Genomic DNA, 15,621 nt, shown 5'->3' on the forward strand with positions numbered 1-15,621 from the left:
TTTTAAAGAACTCTTTTATATACTTAGCCGTGAATTTTGCGTTGCAGGTCCAGGACCATTTTGTTGCACTTTTCATGTTCCCTATCTCGTTCTTTCTCAACCTCGATACGGAGGTCTAAGTTTCTACTGTACTCACTGTAGCCAATCCCATGTGAAGACTGCATCGCCTTTTCCATTTCGCTTGTTACATTTAAATCCAGAGTATTGATAGTGAACCATCCTTTCAAATTTGTGTATCATTTTATTACCTTCAATCATTCTCTACCCTTTTACTATCATATATAAACATGAAAAAACGACCTGAATTACATCAGGTCGTCATTGTTGAATTATTTATCCGCCGGTACAACTGCACCTTTGTATTCTTTAAGGATGAAATCTTGAATTTCTTTAGAATGCAATACTTCTACAAGCGCTTTGATTGCTTCTTTGTTTTCGTCACCTTTGTTTACAGCGATGACATTCACGTATGGTGATTCAGAATCTTCAATGGCGATTGAATCTTCAATCGGATTCAAACCTGCATCGATCGCATAGTTGGAGTTGATCAAAACAGCATCGCCTTCGCCGCTCTCATAAATTTTAGGAAGCAGAGCCGCTTCATAATCAGAATCGAATTTAAGGTTTTTCTTATTTTCAACGATGTCTTTAGTTGTAGCTGTCGTTTTATCGATTCCCTCTTTCAAAGTGATCAGGCCATTCTTTTCCAAAAGGGATAAAGCACGCCCATGATCAGCGACAGAGCTGCTTAAAATGATCGTTGCCCCATCAGGAAGTTTTTCGATGGTTTTATATTTTTGTGAGTATAGAGCTATTGGCTCGATATGGATTCCGCCTGCATTAACGAAATCATATCCGTTTTCTTTAATTTGTGATTCTAAATAAGGAATGTGCTGAAAATAGTTAGCATCCAATTCCTTATCGTTTAAAGCCTTATTTGGTAACACATAGTCCTGGAATGTTTCGATTTCCAATTCGATTCCTTTTTCTTCAAGAAGCGGCTTAGCTTCCTCAAGGATTTCAGCATGCGGAACATTGGATGCCCCTACAACTAATTTCTTCGATTCTTTTTCCGTTTCACTGCCGCCTTTATCCTTTTCACTTCCACAAGCAGCTAAAGCGATGGATAACACTAAAATCAATGCAAATCCTAAAAACTTTTTCATCCTTTTCATCTCCCTTTATCTTTTATCCAATTTAGATGTAATCACATCTCCAATAATTTGAATTATGAAGACGATAATTAGAATAACGATAGTCGCTACAAGCGTAACGTCATTTTGATTTCTTTGATAGCCCTCCAGATAGGCAAGATTACCAAGTCCGCCTGCGCCAATGACCCCGGCCATTGCGGTATATCCAACCAATGCAATCGATGTTACCGTAATCCCGGAAATAAGGGCAGGCATCGACTCCGGAAGAAGGACCTTCCAAATGATCGTGCTCGTTTTTGCCCCCATCGATTTAGCGGCTTCAATTACACCTTTATCGATTTCACGGAGGCCGATTTCAACCATACGTGCATAAAATGGTGCCGCACCGATAATAAGTGCCGGCAGTGCAGCGTTCTCTCCAATCATGGAACCGACAAGCGCTTTAGTGAAAGGAATGAGCAGCACGATCAAAATAAGAAATGGAATGGATCGGAATATATTAACCACAGCACTGATGACCGCGTTGATTGCCCGGTTTTCCCACATATTCCCCTTCCCTGTCAAGAACAGGATTAATCCTAATAATATGCCTATAAAAAAGGTTGCCACTACAGAGATACTTGTCATATAAAGCGTTTCTTTCGTTGCTTCAATAATGTCTTCCCAATCAACATTCGGCAATAATTCTTCAAGCATGAGTAATCACCTCCACGCCTACCTGCTGTGCTTTAATGAATTCGATTGCGCGGAGCATTTCATCCTCTTTGCCATCAAGATGGATAAACAACGTTCCATATGAACCGCTTCTGGTTTGCGATATTTTACCTTGAACGATATTGACATCCAACTCGAAGTTACGTACGAGCTTAGTGATCAACGGGCTTTCTGCATGATCACCTACAAAAGTCAATTGAATCACTTTGCCTGCAGGAAAGCGTTCGAGCAGATGGTCCATCGTTTCTTTCGTTTCTTCTGGTTCCGTCACCTGTTGCACGAAACGCTTCGTCATTTGTTCTTTAGGATTCTTGAAAACATCCAGGACAGGTCCCTGTTCAACAACTTGCCCGCTTTCCATCACAGCCACACGATGACAGATTTTACGTATTACATGCATTTCATGTGTTATCAAGACAATCGTCAACCCAAGACGCTGATTGATGTCAACAAGCAATTCGAGTATAGAGTCGGTAGTCTGTGGATCCAAGGCAGAAGTCGCTTCATCACACAGCAGCACTTTAGGATCATTCGCTAGAGCCCTGGCTATTCCCACCCGTTGCTTTTGCCCTCCGCTTAATTGCGAAGGATAGGCCTTTTCTCTGCCTTCCAGTCCGACTAACTTGATCAATTCGTTCACACGTTTGGTGCGTTCAAATTTTGAAACTCCTGCAATTTCCAACGGGAAGGATATATTTTCCTGAACGGTCCTGGACCATAATAGATTGAAATGTTGGAAAATCATGCTGATTTCTTGACGGGCCTTACGAAGCTGAGCACCTTTAATTTTTGAAATTTCCTTCTCAGCCACCACAACGGATCCTTCTGTCGGTGTTTCCAATCCATTGAGCATCCTGATCAAAGTACTTTTCCCCGCTCCACTATAACCAATAATACCGAAAATCTCGCCTTTATTTATTTCAACATTCACATTATTTACAGCCTTGATCGTCTCACTGCTTCCTTTTCCTGTTCGGAACAGCTTACTGACTTTTGTCAATGTAATCATTAATCCTCACCTCTTTTATCCAATAAAACCTATGAACTTAGTTAATTTCTCTACATTATTATCTGTTTCCCCTACCAATTTTGCAGTTCATGCAAAGGTTTTTCCTACTGAAATAGAAAAAACCTTTCTGCATGAGCAGAAAGGCAGGTGAAGAAACAGGCCTTCCTCTCATCTTCCAAAGTGATTAAACTTTGTGTGAATTGGCACCTTTCCAAGGAAATCTCCTTGTCGGTTGCCGGGTTTCATCGGGCACATCCCTCCACCTCTCTTGATAAGAGCTAATATATAGAATATTTGTACATCATTAAGTTCTTTAGTATGTTGAAATTTTATCATAGATAAAAAAGGAGCGCAATGTATAATATTTCTAGTTTAAGAATGCCCAGGACTTTTTGCTTAAACCGTTTTAGAAGTCAAGGAGACGATATTCGTCGCTTTTTCAATTGCCTGCTCCAAATCTTCTATTAAATCCTCTACATTTTCAATCCCAATGGATAAACGGACTTGATCAGCACGCACACCCGCTTTCGCCAGACCTGCATCATTCAATTGCTGATGGGTCGTACTGGCAGGGTGGATGATCAAACTCTTCGCATCCCCTACATTCGCTACATGGGACCATAATTCCACCGAATTGATAAGTTTCGCCCCGGCTTCGCGGTCTCCCTTAATTCCAAAAGTCACAACGGATCCTGCTCCCTTGGGCAAATATTTATCCGCAAGGGCTTTATCGGGATGATCCTCATTAGAAGGATGCGAAACCCAAGTCACGGCCAGGTGATTTTTCAAATATTGAAGTACAGACTTCGTGTTCGAAAGATGCTCTTTCATCCTTACATGCAGCGTTTCAAGTCCAAGCGTAAACTGGAATGCGCTTTGGGCACTTAGCGCAGGGCCTAAATCACGAAGTAACTGCACTCGGGCTTTCGTTATAAAAGCGGCTGGTCCAACTGCCTCGGCGTATACCAGACCGTCGTAACTTGGATCAGGCTCCGTAAAGCCAGGGTAGTTTGGCGAGTTCCAATCGAACTTCCCTCCATCCACGATGACACCGCCTAAAGTGGTTCCATTTCCCAGAAGCCATTTTGTAGCGGAATGGATGACAATATCCGCTCCAAAATCAATTGGTCTGCATAGATACGGTGTAGCGAAGGTATTATCAATGATTAAAGGTATCCCGGCATTGTGGGCAATGTCAGCTACCGCTTCGATATCAAGGACCCTCAAACTTGGATTTCCGATTGTTTCGGCAAATATGGCTTTAGTTCTTGGCGTTATCGCCCTTTTGAAATTTTCAGGGTCATCAGGAGAAACGAACTTCACTTTAATCCCATATTTCGGAAGAGTGTTTTCAAAAAGATTATACGTACCGCCATATAAAGTGGAGGCTGAAACGATCTCATCCCCTGCACCGGCAATATTCAGGATTGACAGTGAGATGGCAGCCATTCCGCTTGCTGTTGCCAATCCGCCGATACCGCCTTCCAATAAGGCCATTCTTTCCTCAAAAACGCTGACCGTGGGATTATGTAGTCGTGTATATATATAGCCATTCTCCTTTAAGCCAAATAAATTCGCTGCATGGTCAGTGTCTTTGAACAAGTATGCATTGCTTTGGTAGATAGGGACTGCACGTGCACCTGTTTCATCAGCTTGCAGACCGCCATGAACACTCAATGTTTCGAAACGCAACTTTTTCTCTGACATATACTATTTCTCCTCTTTCTCTATGGATTTAGTAGGAATTATATTGAAACCGGGCCTTTCAAAACAAAAAAACCACTTCCACAAGAAGAGGTTTTAAAAACGCACCTCATCTTTTCAGAGCTAACACTCTGCTGGAATTAGCACCGTATATAAATTTATACCGGTTGCCGGGCTTCGTCGGGCCAGTCCCTCCGCCACTCTTGATAAGAACTATTAAATTCAGGATGCTTTCTTAATACAAAATATAACATTTTAGAATGAATCAGTCAATGAATTGTTAGAATATTCTTTGTTCAATTCCAATTTGACCGCCACTTGTCCACAACTAAAAAAACCAATCCGTTTCTGATTGGTTTTTCAGCTGATTTCCTTAAGCAATCCATATAAATAAGGAACGGATTGAAAGGCATATATTTTTCTGTGCAGCTGCCCTTTTTTGAAAAACAATAAACACGGGACACTTTCAATTTCATATGATTCGGCAATAGCTTGAACATAATTCATATTCATTTTACCTGCCTTCAGTTCCGGGAAAAGTTCCATGGATATCGTCAGCATCTTGGAAGCCACCTGACAGGTGCCGCATAATGGCGTATATAAATATAAGCAAAATGTTTCCCCTTGTTCAACGGCAAGCTTACACTCTTCTTCTTTCCATTCCTGAATCAATTAGTCGTTCACCCTTTGACTTAAAAATTTCATTTTAACATTCATATTGGCAGATAAAAGCACAGTTGCGATATGATGTTCAGGTGAGCTCTCCACTTCTTTGTACATTTTATTAATATACAGGTGGTTCGCTTCCGGCATTTCCCTTCGGAATTGCTTCCGGAGCTTTTCTCCTGATTCATCTGCGTCAAAAAGGAGATAAACATCACGGTCCATCAATTCATCCACCAATTCATCAAGCTTAGTTAATGATATGGTCCCATTCGTACATCTAATTTCCACATCTTCATTTAAAACGGAGGCAACTTTTCTTCTATCGGAACTGCCTTCTACAATGATCACTTTATCGAATTCGCCCCATTCCATGTCATCACTCCATCTCACGAATTATGTGCGCAACTGCGATTGTACAAAATGAAAAAGAGAGCAGGCCTTTTCAGTCCCCCCTCTCCTTCGTTTTTAACCGTTAATCAAACTCTCATATTCTTCAGCGCTCATCAGGTTTTCAATATCACTGCTATTTGATGGTTCCAGCACGATCATCCATGCTTTTTCAAAAGGAGATTCATTTACATATTCAGGGTTGTCACTTAAGTCTTCGTTTACTTCCACAACCTTGCCACTGATAGGAGCATACAGCTCAGAAACGGTCTTAACGGATTCAACACTTCCAAATGGTTCGTTCGCTTTCAGTTCATCCCCGATTTCTGGAAGCTCAACGAAGACGATGTCCCCAAGCTCGGACTGGGCAAAAGCTGTAATTCCAATGCGCACTGTTCCATCTTCGGTTTTGACCCATTCATGTTCTTTAGTGTAACGAAGTTCTTTTGGTGTTGTTGTCATTATAAACCCTCCATATGTACATCTTATTTTATCTATTCCATTATAAGGTAGATTTATTGTTTAAGTAAGGAATTAACCAAATATTTTGTAAAATTTCAGTTCCAAACCTGTTCGAATTGCTCTTCTTTGAAACCTACCGTCACTTTGGTACCATCCGTAACAATCGGCCTTTTCAGAAGCATGCCATCTGTGGACAATATATCAAGCATCTCTGCTTCAGAAGCTTCTTTCAGCCTATCCTTTAAGCCTAGCTCCCGATATTTTTGACCGCTAGTATTGAAAAACTTCTTCAATTCCAAATTGCTGATTTTATATAGTTGTTCTATTTCAGTTCGCGAAGGCGGATTTTCCGCTATATGAATCGCTTCATATTGCAGTTCATGATTATCCAGCCACTTCTTCGCATTACGGCATGTGCCGCATTTTGGGTACCAATATAATGTTAAGCCCATCATTTCACCACCTATCAATAGAATACCCGTTTTCACCACGCAATACAACGAAATGTCTTTTGAATTTCCATTGCTATTTCATCAAAGGAAATAAAGGGAATGCCTTTACGGGCATTCCCTTTACAGATTCTGATTCATTGCTTAAAGTGCATATTTTTCCGTTTCGATTACCTTAACGGAAGCTTCACGTTTTTTCGCAATGACATTGATTGGATTGTGTCTTGTCAGCTTGCGAAGTGAAGAAAGCATGATGCGAAGGGTATCGCCTGTTTCCACCGCAATTAACGTTTCCTTTGCATGCTGTTCTATTTCATTGAAAGCTTCCTGAACGAAAATTTCCGTGTAAAGCACTTTTTGTTTGTTCTTCTCCAGCCCTGTAGCCGCAATTGCTTTTTCCGTACGTAATACCACGGATTCAGCTGCATATGCAAGGGATGCTATATCAGCAATATTGGAGAGGATTTCTTGTTCTTGATCAAGCTTATTGCCGTATTTCTGTGCAGCAAGGCCAGCTGCCAAAATACCGATTTTCTTAGCGTTTCTAACAAGCATTTTTTCTTGTGCCAATGGCTCATCGCCAGGCTCTTCCGGCATCATCATCATTAATTCCTCTTGCAGGCCTTGAGCCTTTTGAAGAAGCGGCAATTCCCCTTTAAGTGCTTTCTTCAGGAAAGTTCCCGGTACAAGCAATCGGTTGATTTCATTTGTACCTTCAAAAATCCGGTTAATACGGGAATCACGATATGCTTTTTCAATTTCATACTCCTGCATGAAACCATAACCGCCATGAAGCTGTACGCCTTCGTCCGTAACATAATCCAATACTTCGGAAGCGAAGAATTTATTCAATGAACACTCAATTGCATATTCAGCGATTGCAGCTGCCATTGATTTACCATCTTTTACTTGCTCATCCGTCAATTTGCTTTGCCTTTGATCATAAAGGCCAACAGTACGGTATACAGAGCTTTCTGCTGCATAAATTTTAGACGCCATTGTGGCAAGTTTTTCTTTCGTCAAGTTAAAATCGGAAATTTTCGTTTTGAACTGTTGGCGTTGATTCGTATAAGCAGCTGTAATCTCAAGGGCACGTTTAGATCCGCCGACAGCACCCACGCCTAATTTATAACGGCCAATATTCAGGATATTGAAAGCAATGACATGCCCTTTTCCGGCTACACCCAAAAGGTTTTCGACAGGTACATGAACATCTTCGAGGATTAATGTACGTGTAGATGAGCTTTTGATGCCCATTTTCTTCTCTTCAGCACCAGTCGATACACCTTCATAATCACGCTCTACAATGAAAGCAGAGAATTGTTCGCCGTCGATTTTGGCGTATACACAGAAGACATCTGCAAAACCTGCATTTGTAATCCATTGTTTTTCACCATTTAAAATATAGTGTGTTCCTTCAGCATTCAATTTCGCCGTCGTTTTTGCCCCCAAAGCATCTGAACCTGAGCTGGGTTCCGTTAAGGCATACGCAGCAATTTTCTCACCCGTTGCCAGTAAAGGGAGATATTTTTTCTTTTGTTCTTCATTCCCGAATAATACGATCGGCAAAGATCCGATACCTACGTGTGCACCATGCGTAATTCCGAAGCCGCCTGCAAGTGCCATTTTTTCTGTAATTAATGCCGAACTGATTTTATCAAGACCCAATCCGCTGTATTCCTCAGGAACGTCTGCACCAAGTAAACCGATTTCACCTGCATGCTTCAGTAATTTTACAGAACGGTCGAATTCATGGTTTTCTAAATGTTCAACCTGCGGCAGAATTTCATTCACCACGAAATCCTCTGAAGTTTTGGCAATCATTTTATGCTCTTCGGAATAATCTTCCGGTGTAAACACTTGATCATACGTAATATCTTCTACTAAAAAGGCTCCGCCTTTAATGAGGTTATCTGTTGTTTGATTGGACATGTTTTTTCCTCCTAAGTGATTAATGAAAGTAAACCTACCGGAAGCATGTTGCCAGCTTCCGGAAGGGATGGAATTACGCTAATAATTCAAATACTCCAGCAGCGCCCATTCCGCCGCCGATACACATTGTCACAACTCCGAATTGTTGGTTTCTGCGCTTCATTTCATGAAGCAGGCTTAATGTCAATTTTGCTCCTGAACATCCCAGTGGATGGCCTAAGGCAATGGCTCCGCCATTTACATTGACAATCTCTTCATTCAGCCCCAGCTCACGAATGATTTGAATGGATTGGGAAGCGAAGGCTTCATTCAATTCAAATAAACCAATATCGGATAACTCAAGGCCTGCTAGTTTCAAAGCTTTAGGAATGGCTGCAATCGGTCCGATCCCCATAATTTCAGGCGGTACCCCCGCTACAGCAAAGGAGCGGAACTTACCAATCGCTTTCATCCCCAATGACGAGGCCTTTTCCCCATCCATGACCATGACTGCGGCTGCTCCATCACTCGTTTGTGATGAATTCCCTGCTGTTACGGATCCTGTAACAGCGAATGCAGGTCTTAGTTTTTTCAGCACTTCAACAGTCGTACCTGGACGAACGCCCTCATCCTGTGAGAATGTGAATGATTTTTCCTTTAATTTAAGATCTGGACCCACTGAGCGAAGGGTCACGTCAACCGATACGATTTCATCCGAAAACTTTCCTTCTGCAATGGCCTTAGCCGCCTTTTGATGACTTCGTACAGAAAATGCATCTTGATCATCACGGGAAATCCCGTATTTTTTTGCAACGGCTTCAGCAGTGTGACCCATACCCATATAATATTCCGGGGCTGTTTCCGCAAGTTTCGCGTTCGGACGCGTTACATGACCCATCATTGGTAAAAGGCTCATGGATTCCGCTCCTCCTGCAATGACTGTATCACTTTGGCCGAGCATGATTCTTTCCGCTCCATAAGCGATACTTTGCAACCCGCTTGAACAATAACGATTTATGGTTATGGCTGGTACTGTATAAGGCAACCCTGCCAACGCTCCAATGTTACGCGCCATGTTCAATCCTTGCTCCGCCTCAGGCATTGCACAACCGATAATCAGGTCATCGATGGTTCCTTCATAATTCCCTGCACGCTTTAACGTTTCCTTTACAACAAGTGCCCCTAAATCATCAGGACGTACATTAGCTAGAGAACCTTTTTTCGCTCTTCCTACCGGAGTCCTTGCTCCAGCTACTATTACCGCTTCTTTCATGAGGATCCCCCTTACTCATTTTTAAGCTATCGATCTATTAATCTTCCTTATCGGTTTGGCCATATCTTCATCTAAACATCAATTACGGAGTGGTTTCCCTTTAACGAGCATGTGCTGCATCCTTGCTTGAGATTTCGGCATCGAAATCAGTTTTAGGAACGCTTGTTTTTCCAGGTTCAAGATATACTGTTCATCTACTTCCGTGCCAAACGGGAGTTTCCCCCCTGACAGGACGTATGCAAGCTCTTTGGCTATGACAAGGTCATGATCGGATAAGAATCCAGAAAGGCGCATGGATTCCGCCCCTAAGAGAAGTGCGGCATATCCCGTTTCACCAACGACAGGAATCTTTGTGCGGGCAGGAGCGGTATAACCTTGTTCATACATGGAAATGACAGCCTGCTTCGCATCATATAGTTGATGATCCGCATTCACACTTATTCCATCATATGAATTAAGGAAATTATTCCCTCGTGCTTCCTCAGCAGAGGTCGAAACCTTTGCCATGGCGACCGTTTCAAATACTTGGTTGGCCACTTTCTGTAAATCAAAGTCGACACCCTTCGGCATATTCCTCAATGTCTTCACATAAAGTTCTTTAGTCCCGCCGCCGCCAGGGATCAAACCTACACCAGCTTCCACCAGTCCCATATATGTTTCAGTCGTTGCCTGGATGTGCGCAGCCGGAAGGGATACTTCAGCACCCCCGCCAAGTGTCATATTAAACGGGGCAACCACTACAGGAACTGCACTGTACTTAATTTTCAGCATCGCCTTTTGGAATTGGCTGATGACCATATCGAGTTCAAAAATATTGTCATCTTGCGCTTCCATCAACATCATTGCAATATTGGCGCCTACACAGAAATTCTTGCCTTGGTTTCCAATAACAAGGCCTTTAAAATTCGCTTCCGCTTCGTCGACCGCCGCATTGATCATTTGCATGATATCCAGACCGATTGCATTATTCGGCGAAGTGAATTCAAGAAGGGCCACTCCATCGCCGATATCTATCAAGCTTGCACCACTGTTTTTCTTGATTACGCCTTTTTGCTTCTTGATTGCTTTAAGATTGATCACCTTAGGATTTTCGACAATTTCTTTATATTCACCATTATCGTAATAGTGGACTATGCCATTTTCTTCTTTATAGAAAGAAGTGATTCCCTTGGCGAGCATATCCTTTACCCATTGCGGAACGGTGATGCCTTCCGCTTCCAGACGGGCTACCGATTTCTCTACACCTATCGCATCCCAGGTTTCAAATGGACCAGTGGACCATCCGAATCCCCATTTCATCGCTTGGTCGATTGCCACGATGTCATCCGCAATGTCCCCAAGCAGTTGGGCAGAATACACAAGCGCCGGATTCAGCACATTCCAAAGCAATTGGCCAGCACGGTCTTCGCTATAAACAAGCGCTTTCATTTTATTTGGCAAGCCCTTGGCCTGTTTAGCCATTTCAATGGACGGCGCTTTTAATTTTTTTCGTGCATCATATTCAAGCGTTTCGGGATTCAATTCAAGGATTACTTTGTCCTTTTTCAAGAAAAACCCTTGTCCTGACTTGCTTCCAAGCCACCCATTCTTAAGCATTTCATTCATGAAATCAGGTATTTTGAAAACTTCTTTTTCTTCTCCATCCACCTGGTCATATACGTTTTTGGCAACATGTGCAAAGGTATCCAATCCAACTACATCAAGTGTCCGGAAAGTCGCGCTGGTTGCCCTTCCGATCAACGGTCCTGTAACCGAATCGACTTCACCGACACTATATCCGCCTTTTTGCATTTCCCGGAGAGTGACCAATAAACCATAAGTGCCAATGCGGTTTGCGATGAAGTTTGGCGTGTCCTTGGCTTGGACGACACCTTTCCCCAGTACATCTTCGCCAAATCGTTTCATGTATTCGAGCACTTCTGGTGAAGTTGCTTCAGTAGGGATGATTTCCAACAATTTAAGATAACGCGGCGGATTGAAGAAGTGGGTTCCCAGGAAGTGCTTTTGAAAATCCTCCGAACGGCCTTCTGCCATCGCTTCGATTGAAATTCCGGATGTATTCGATGAAATGATGCTTCCTGGTTTACGATGCTGATCAACCTGGGCAAAAACACTTTGCTTAACCTCAAGTTTCTCAACGACCACTTCGATGACCCAATCGACATCCTTTAAACGGCTTATATCATCTTCCAGGTTTCCCGCCTCGATCAACGCAATATTTCCCTTAGCCGAAAGCGGAGCTGGTTTCTGTTTTAAAAGTTTAGTAATCGCAGTTTGGCTAATGCGGTTACGCACTTGTTTATTATCTAATGTAAGACCCTTTTTCTTTTCATCCTCAGTGAGCTCACGAGGTACAATATCCAATAATAAAGTCGGAATGCCGATGTTAGCAAGGTGTGCAGCAATCCCTGATCCCATAACTCCTGACCCTAGAACAGCAGCCTTTCGTATTTGTCGAACCAAGTTCATATCCCCCTTACGCAATGTATTGAATGAATGCTCATTCATTTTTAACTCAAAAATTTTTTGAATATTTTTTCTTATTACTAATATAGAATATATTTGGAAATTCCGCAATGATTAAACAGGAAAAAAAATATTTTTTTCTCCAAATTCCTTTGGTTATTTCTCCTCCGTTCAGTAAAAAATAACCGTGCAGGAGGTGACTTATAAAATGAAGCGTAAAGATAATCCTTCTAAAGCAGCCGTAAGTGCAGCAAGCGTTAAAGGCAATGCCGGCCCTGGCGCTGAACGTCAACATGGAATCAATAAAGTGAACAGCCAGAACAATCAGTTTAAAAAATAAATCCTTCTTAATTTGAGCAGCCGTCCCTTATCCGGGGCGGCTCTCGCTTCCTATTTCTTGAATAGGCCTTTTAAAACGAAAGCAATATTGGCCGGTCTCTCCGCAAGGCGGCGCATGAAATATCCATACCAATCCGTACCATAAGGAACATACACCCTTACCTTATATCCTTCTTCAGCAAGCTCAAGCTGCTTTTCATTGCGTATGCCATATAACATTTGAAATTCAAATCGATCCCGGGGAATTCCCTGATCTTTGACCAAGTCCCTCGTAAAATCGATGATTTTATCATCATGTGTGGCAACGGCTGTATAATTGCCATTCAGCATATGCTGCTTGATAATTTTCTTGAAATTCTCATCCACATCTTTTTTCTCGGGAAAAGCCACTTCCCTTGGTTCTTTATATGCTCCTTTAACAAGTCTTAGATTCGGATGGTATGCATCCAGCTCCTCAATATCCTTCTCAGTCCGAAACAGATAAGCTTGGATTACGGTCCCCAATTCATTATATTCAGACTTTAGGTTTTTGAATACATCCAAAGTTGGCTGACAGCGCGGAAAATCCTCCATATCAAGCGTCACGAAAACCTGATGGGCTTTAGCTTCATCCAAAATCCTCCGCATGTTATTCATTACGACTCGTTCGGACACATCCAAGCCCATCGAGGTCAACTTCAGGGATAACTGTGAATCCAGTTGATTCCTGCCAATCATGCGAATCGCTTCGATACACTCATCTGCCATCTTCCCTGCTTCATGTTCATCTTCAATGAATTCACCTAAATAATCAAGGGTAACAGCAAGCCCTTTCCGATTTAGATCTGCAATCACACCAGATGCCATATTCAATGATTCTCCTGCCACGAAACGAGATGCACCAAACCGCAGCCCGTATTTTTTCGCTGCCTTTGTCATGCTTTTGTTCTTTGATAAAAAAAGAAATAGATTTTTCAATATTCCTTCCATCTGCATTCCCCTCCAAATCATTTTGGAAAATAGATGCACAAGATTATTTTACCATTTAATTCATTTTTCAGATATTTAGAATCAAGAATAAATAAATTTCATTAAGGGAAAATTAAGCTCGTTTAAAGAACACTTAAGGAGGTAGAATGATGGAACAGCAAAATTCGTTTAACAGCCAACAGCAGTCCACCGGCTTTATGAAGCAGCCGCCGGAAATGGTTTCGGTGAAAGATAGCTTATACTTAACCGATATGCTTGCATGGAATCTGAATGCGATTAAAAAAGCACATTTTTTTGCCACACAATGCAAGGACCCGCAAATCATTGATGCATTAAATCGGTGCGGTCTCATGCATCAACGCCATTACGATACCATTTTGAAACATTTGAATCCGGACCAAATTCAGGGTCAACAACAATACCAGTAAAGGAGGGTTCTTGATGCCCAATGAAAACAAAGTCCAAAATCCAGAATCTCCTGTAGCCAAGACACCGCAAATGAATGACAGGGATTTTATAAATGATATGCTTACAACTGAAAAGTACTTTTGTAACTCCTTTTCCGTTGCCTTGCATGAAATGAGTAACCAAGCATTATTCCAAGACATTTTCTCCGTATCAAAAGAAAATCAGGAGATGCAGCGTGAGCTCTATAACCTTATGTTTGAAAAAGGCTGGTATAGTTTAGAAAAGGCGCAAGCTACCAGCTTAGGCCAATCGTACCAACAATTTTCCGGATATAAAAATCAATTTCCTTCTGGATCGAACCTTCAATAAGTAAACATTCAGGGGGCGGATTCTGCTCCTTTTGTTTTTTTGCTACAAATAAAGCCGGCCCATGGTGGGCCGGCTTTCCATTTAGATATCCGTTGAAAACATATACTTCTTATAGTGATACCGAATGCTGAATATTAAGCCCATGGCCATCATGTTCCCCATTAGCGAGCTTCCTCCATAACTGACAAATGGAAGCGGAATCCCCGTAATCGGTAAAAGGCCTACAGTCATGCCGATATTCTGAAAAACATGAAACGTCAACATGCTTATAACGCCAACACAGATATATGTATAGAAGTTATTTTTCGTGTCCATTCCCGTTTTTGTTATATGGTAAATCAATAGGAAAAACAAGGAAATAATGATACTTGATCCGATGAAGCCGAATTCTTCACCGATGATACTGAAAATGAAATCCGAATGACTCTCAGGCAAATACACTTCCCTCGAACCGATTCCCTTGCCTGTGGTCTGGCCGGAGCCGATAGCCAGTAATGATTTGGTTAAGTGATATCCTTCGGAGCTGGCATAATTATATGGATCCAGCCAAGAATAGATACGGCCGAATTGATATGATTTTACCCCTAGGTATTTTTCCAGGATTTCCGGCTTCCAAAGGACGAAGTATAGGACCACTGAAGCGACGACAATACCTCCCGAAACGATCGGCAGCAGGATCTTCCATGATACCCCTGATATGAAAATCATTCCGAGCATGATTGACATGATGACAAGCGAGGTACCCAAATCCGGCTGTTGCATGATTAACAATAAGGGGGCACCAGTCACAAGACCGATTTTAATAAGTAGCCAAATATCGGTTTGAATTGTTTTCAACGTGTTTTTGAGATGATGGTTCGAGATGACATTCGCTAAAGCCAGGATCAGGAAAACCTTCATGAATTCCGATGGCTGAATCGAACCGATTCCCGGAATGATGAACCAACTTTTCGCACCATTCCGGACAGGAACGATGGAATCTGGCATAATGATCAGCAAAAAAAGCAAAAATAATCCGAAGCCATAGGCATACCAAGAGATTTTTTTCAGCTGATCCGAATCCAGGGTGATGAACCCTAATACGATTCCGATCCCCACTATATACCAAAAAATTTGTTTAATTAAGAAGTTTTCAGCGTACTGTCCAGTCGTTTGGGCACTATAGATTGCTAAGCAACTTCCAACGCATAATAACAGCAATATTGTGACCAAAGAAAAATCTATTCGTGATGAAAATTTATTTTGTTCTTCCATGCTTAACTCTCCCTTAAAAAGGCTCCTGCGATACAACTATAAATACACTTATTCATTATACTTTAAACAAATAAAATCACAACTATA

Annotated in this window: 17 protein-coding genes and 2 riboswitches; of the genes, 3 read left to right on the top strand and 14 right to left on the bottom strand. The window is 41.9% G+C overall.

What is annotated here, in order from left to right:
• Positions 1 to 23: 23 nt before the first annotated feature.
• The 12 genes from QUF78_RS25375 to QUF78_RS25430 all read right to left on the bottom strand — a co-directional run bounded on the left by QUF78_RS25375 (position 24) and on the right by QUF78_RS25430 (position 12,192).
• Positions 24 to 227: a YuzK family famiily protein gene (locus QUF78_RS25375; RefSeq protein ID WP_081092419.1), complete on the bottom strand. Its 204-nt coding sequence runs from the start codon at positions 225 to 227 to the stop codon at positions 24 to 26.
• Between the two features lie 102 nt (positions 228 to 329).
• Positions 330 to 1,166 (bottom strand): MetQ/NlpA family ABC transporter substrate-binding protein, encoded by an 837-nt coding sequence (locus QUF78_RS25380; RefSeq protein ID WP_289326862.1) that lies wholly within the window; start codon positions 1,164 to 1,166, stop codon positions 330 to 332.
• A gap of 15 nt (positions 1,167 to 1,181) precedes the next feature.
• Positions 1,182 to 1,850, bottom strand: coding sequence for a methionine ABC transporter permease (locus tag QUF78_RS25385; RefSeq protein ID WP_289314491.1), 669 nt, complete (start codon positions 1,848 to 1,850; stop codon positions 1,182 to 1,184).
• Positions 1,843 to 2,877: a methionine ABC transporter ATP-binding protein gene (locus tag QUF78_RS25390; protein ID WP_289314490.1), complete on the bottom strand. Its 1,035-nt coding sequence runs from the start codon at positions 2,875 to 2,877 to the stop codon at positions 1,843 to 1,845. The genes QUF78_RS25385 and QUF78_RS25390 overlap by 8 nt, the downstream gene beginning before the upstream one ends.
• A 165-nt stretch (positions 2,878 to 3,042) precedes the next feature.
• Positions 3,043 to 3,155, bottom strand: a riboswitch (SAM riboswitch).
• A gap of 118 nt (positions 3,156 to 3,273) precedes the next feature.
• Complete coding sequence (locus tag QUF78_RS25395) at positions 3,274 to 4,584, bottom strand: O-acetylhomoserine aminocarboxypropyltransferase/cysteine synthase family protein (RefSeq protein WP_289326863.1); 1,311 nt, start codon at positions 4,582 to 4,584, stop codon at positions 3,274 to 3,276.
• Between the two features lie 103 nt (positions 4,585 to 4,687).
• Positions 4,688 to 4,794, bottom strand: a riboswitch (SAM riboswitch).
• 147 nt (positions 4,795 to 4,941) lie between these two features.
• Entirely contained in the window at positions 4,942 to 5,253 is a 312-nt protein-coding gene (locus QUF78_RS25400; RefSeq protein WP_353957928.1) for a thioredoxin family protein, read from the bottom strand.
• Complete coding sequence (locus tag QUF78_RS25405; RefSeq protein ID WP_048688210.1) at positions 5,254 to 5,619, bottom strand: toprim domain-containing protein; 366 nt, start codon at positions 5,617 to 5,619, stop codon at positions 5,254 to 5,256.
• Positions 5,620 to 5,712: 93 nt separating this feature from the next.
• Positions 5,713 to 6,096: a glycine cleavage system protein GcvH gene (gene gcvH / locus QUF78_RS25410; protein WP_125162586.1), complete on the bottom strand. Its 384-nt coding sequence runs from the start codon at positions 6,094 to 6,096 to the stop codon at positions 5,713 to 5,715.
• 95 nt (positions 6,097 to 6,191) lie between these two features.
• Positions 6,192 to 6,548, bottom strand: a complete 357-nt coding sequence (locus QUF78_RS25415) for an arsenate reductase family protein (protein WP_289314487.1) — start codon at positions 6,546 to 6,548, stop codon at positions 6,192 to 6,194.
• Between the two features lie 141 nt (positions 6,549 to 6,689).
• Positions 6,690 to 8,477, bottom strand: coding sequence for an acyl-CoA dehydrogenase family protein (locus tag QUF78_RS25420; RefSeq protein WP_289326864.1), 1,788 nt, complete (start codon positions 8,475 to 8,477; stop codon positions 6,690 to 6,692).
• 73 nt (positions 8,478 to 8,550) lie between these two features.
• Positions 8,551 to 9,729: an acetyl-CoA C-acetyltransferase gene (locus tag QUF78_RS25425; protein ID WP_289326865.1), complete on the bottom strand. Its 1,179-nt coding sequence runs from the start codon at positions 9,727 to 9,729 to the stop codon at positions 8,551 to 8,553.
• A gap of 78 nt (positions 9,730 to 9,807) precedes the next feature.
• Positions 9,808 to 12,192 (bottom strand): 3-hydroxyacyl-CoA dehydrogenase/enoyl-CoA hydratase family protein, encoded by a 2,385-nt coding sequence (locus QUF78_RS25430; RefSeq protein ID WP_289326866.1) that lies wholly within the window; start codon positions 12,190 to 12,192, stop codon positions 9,808 to 9,810.
• 211 nt (positions 12,193 to 12,403) lie between these two features.
• Here QUF78_RS25430 and QUF78_RS25435 point away from each other — a divergent pair, with 211 nt between their 5' ends.
• On the top strand, positions 12,404 to 12,535 hold the full coding sequence (locus tag QUF78_RS25435) for a YuzL family protein (protein WP_289314483.1): 132 nt from the start codon (positions 12,404 to 12,406) through the stop codon (positions 12,533 to 12,535).
• A gap of 50 nt (positions 12,536 to 12,585) precedes the next feature.
• On the opposite strand, the gene QUF78_RS25440 is transcribed toward QUF78_RS25435, so the two are convergent.
• Positions 12,586 to 13,503 (bottom strand): proline dehydrogenase family protein, encoded by a 918-nt coding sequence (locus QUF78_RS25440; RefSeq protein ID WP_289326867.1) that lies wholly within the window; start codon positions 13,501 to 13,503, stop codon positions 12,586 to 12,588.
• A gap of 149 nt (positions 13,504 to 13,652) precedes the next feature.
• On the opposite strand from QUF78_RS25440, the gene QUF78_RS25445 reads away from it, so the two are divergent.
• Together QUF78_RS25445 and QUF78_RS25450 are read left to right on the top strand one after the other, a co-directional pair.
• Positions 13,653 to 13,931: a hypothetical protein gene (locus QUF78_RS25445; protein ID WP_289326868.1), complete on the top strand. Its 279-nt coding sequence runs from the start codon at positions 13,653 to 13,655 to the stop codon at positions 13,929 to 13,931.
• A 13-nt stretch (positions 13,932 to 13,944) separates the two neighbouring features.
• Positions 13,945 to 14,280 carry a spore coat protein gene (locus QUF78_RS25450; protein ID WP_289326869.1) on the top strand — a complete coding sequence of 112 codons (336 nt, stop codon included), beginning with the start codon at positions 13,945 to 13,947 and terminating at the stop codon, positions 14,278 to 14,280.
• 81 nt (positions 14,281 to 14,361) lie between these two features.
• Here the strand turns inward: QUF78_RS25450 and QUF78_RS25455 are convergent, their stop codons facing one another.
• A complete protein-coding gene (locus QUF78_RS25455; RefSeq protein WP_289326870.1) occupies positions 14,362 to 15,534 on the bottom strand; it encodes an FtsW/RodA/SpoVE family cell cycle protein in 1,173 nt (390 codons plus the stop codon).
• Positions 15,535 to 15,621 lie beyond the last annotated feature (87 nt).

Source organism: Peribacillus sp. ACCC06369 (assembly GCF_030348945.1).
GTDB lineage: Bacteria > Bacillota > Bacilli > Bacillales > DSM-1321 > Peribacillus.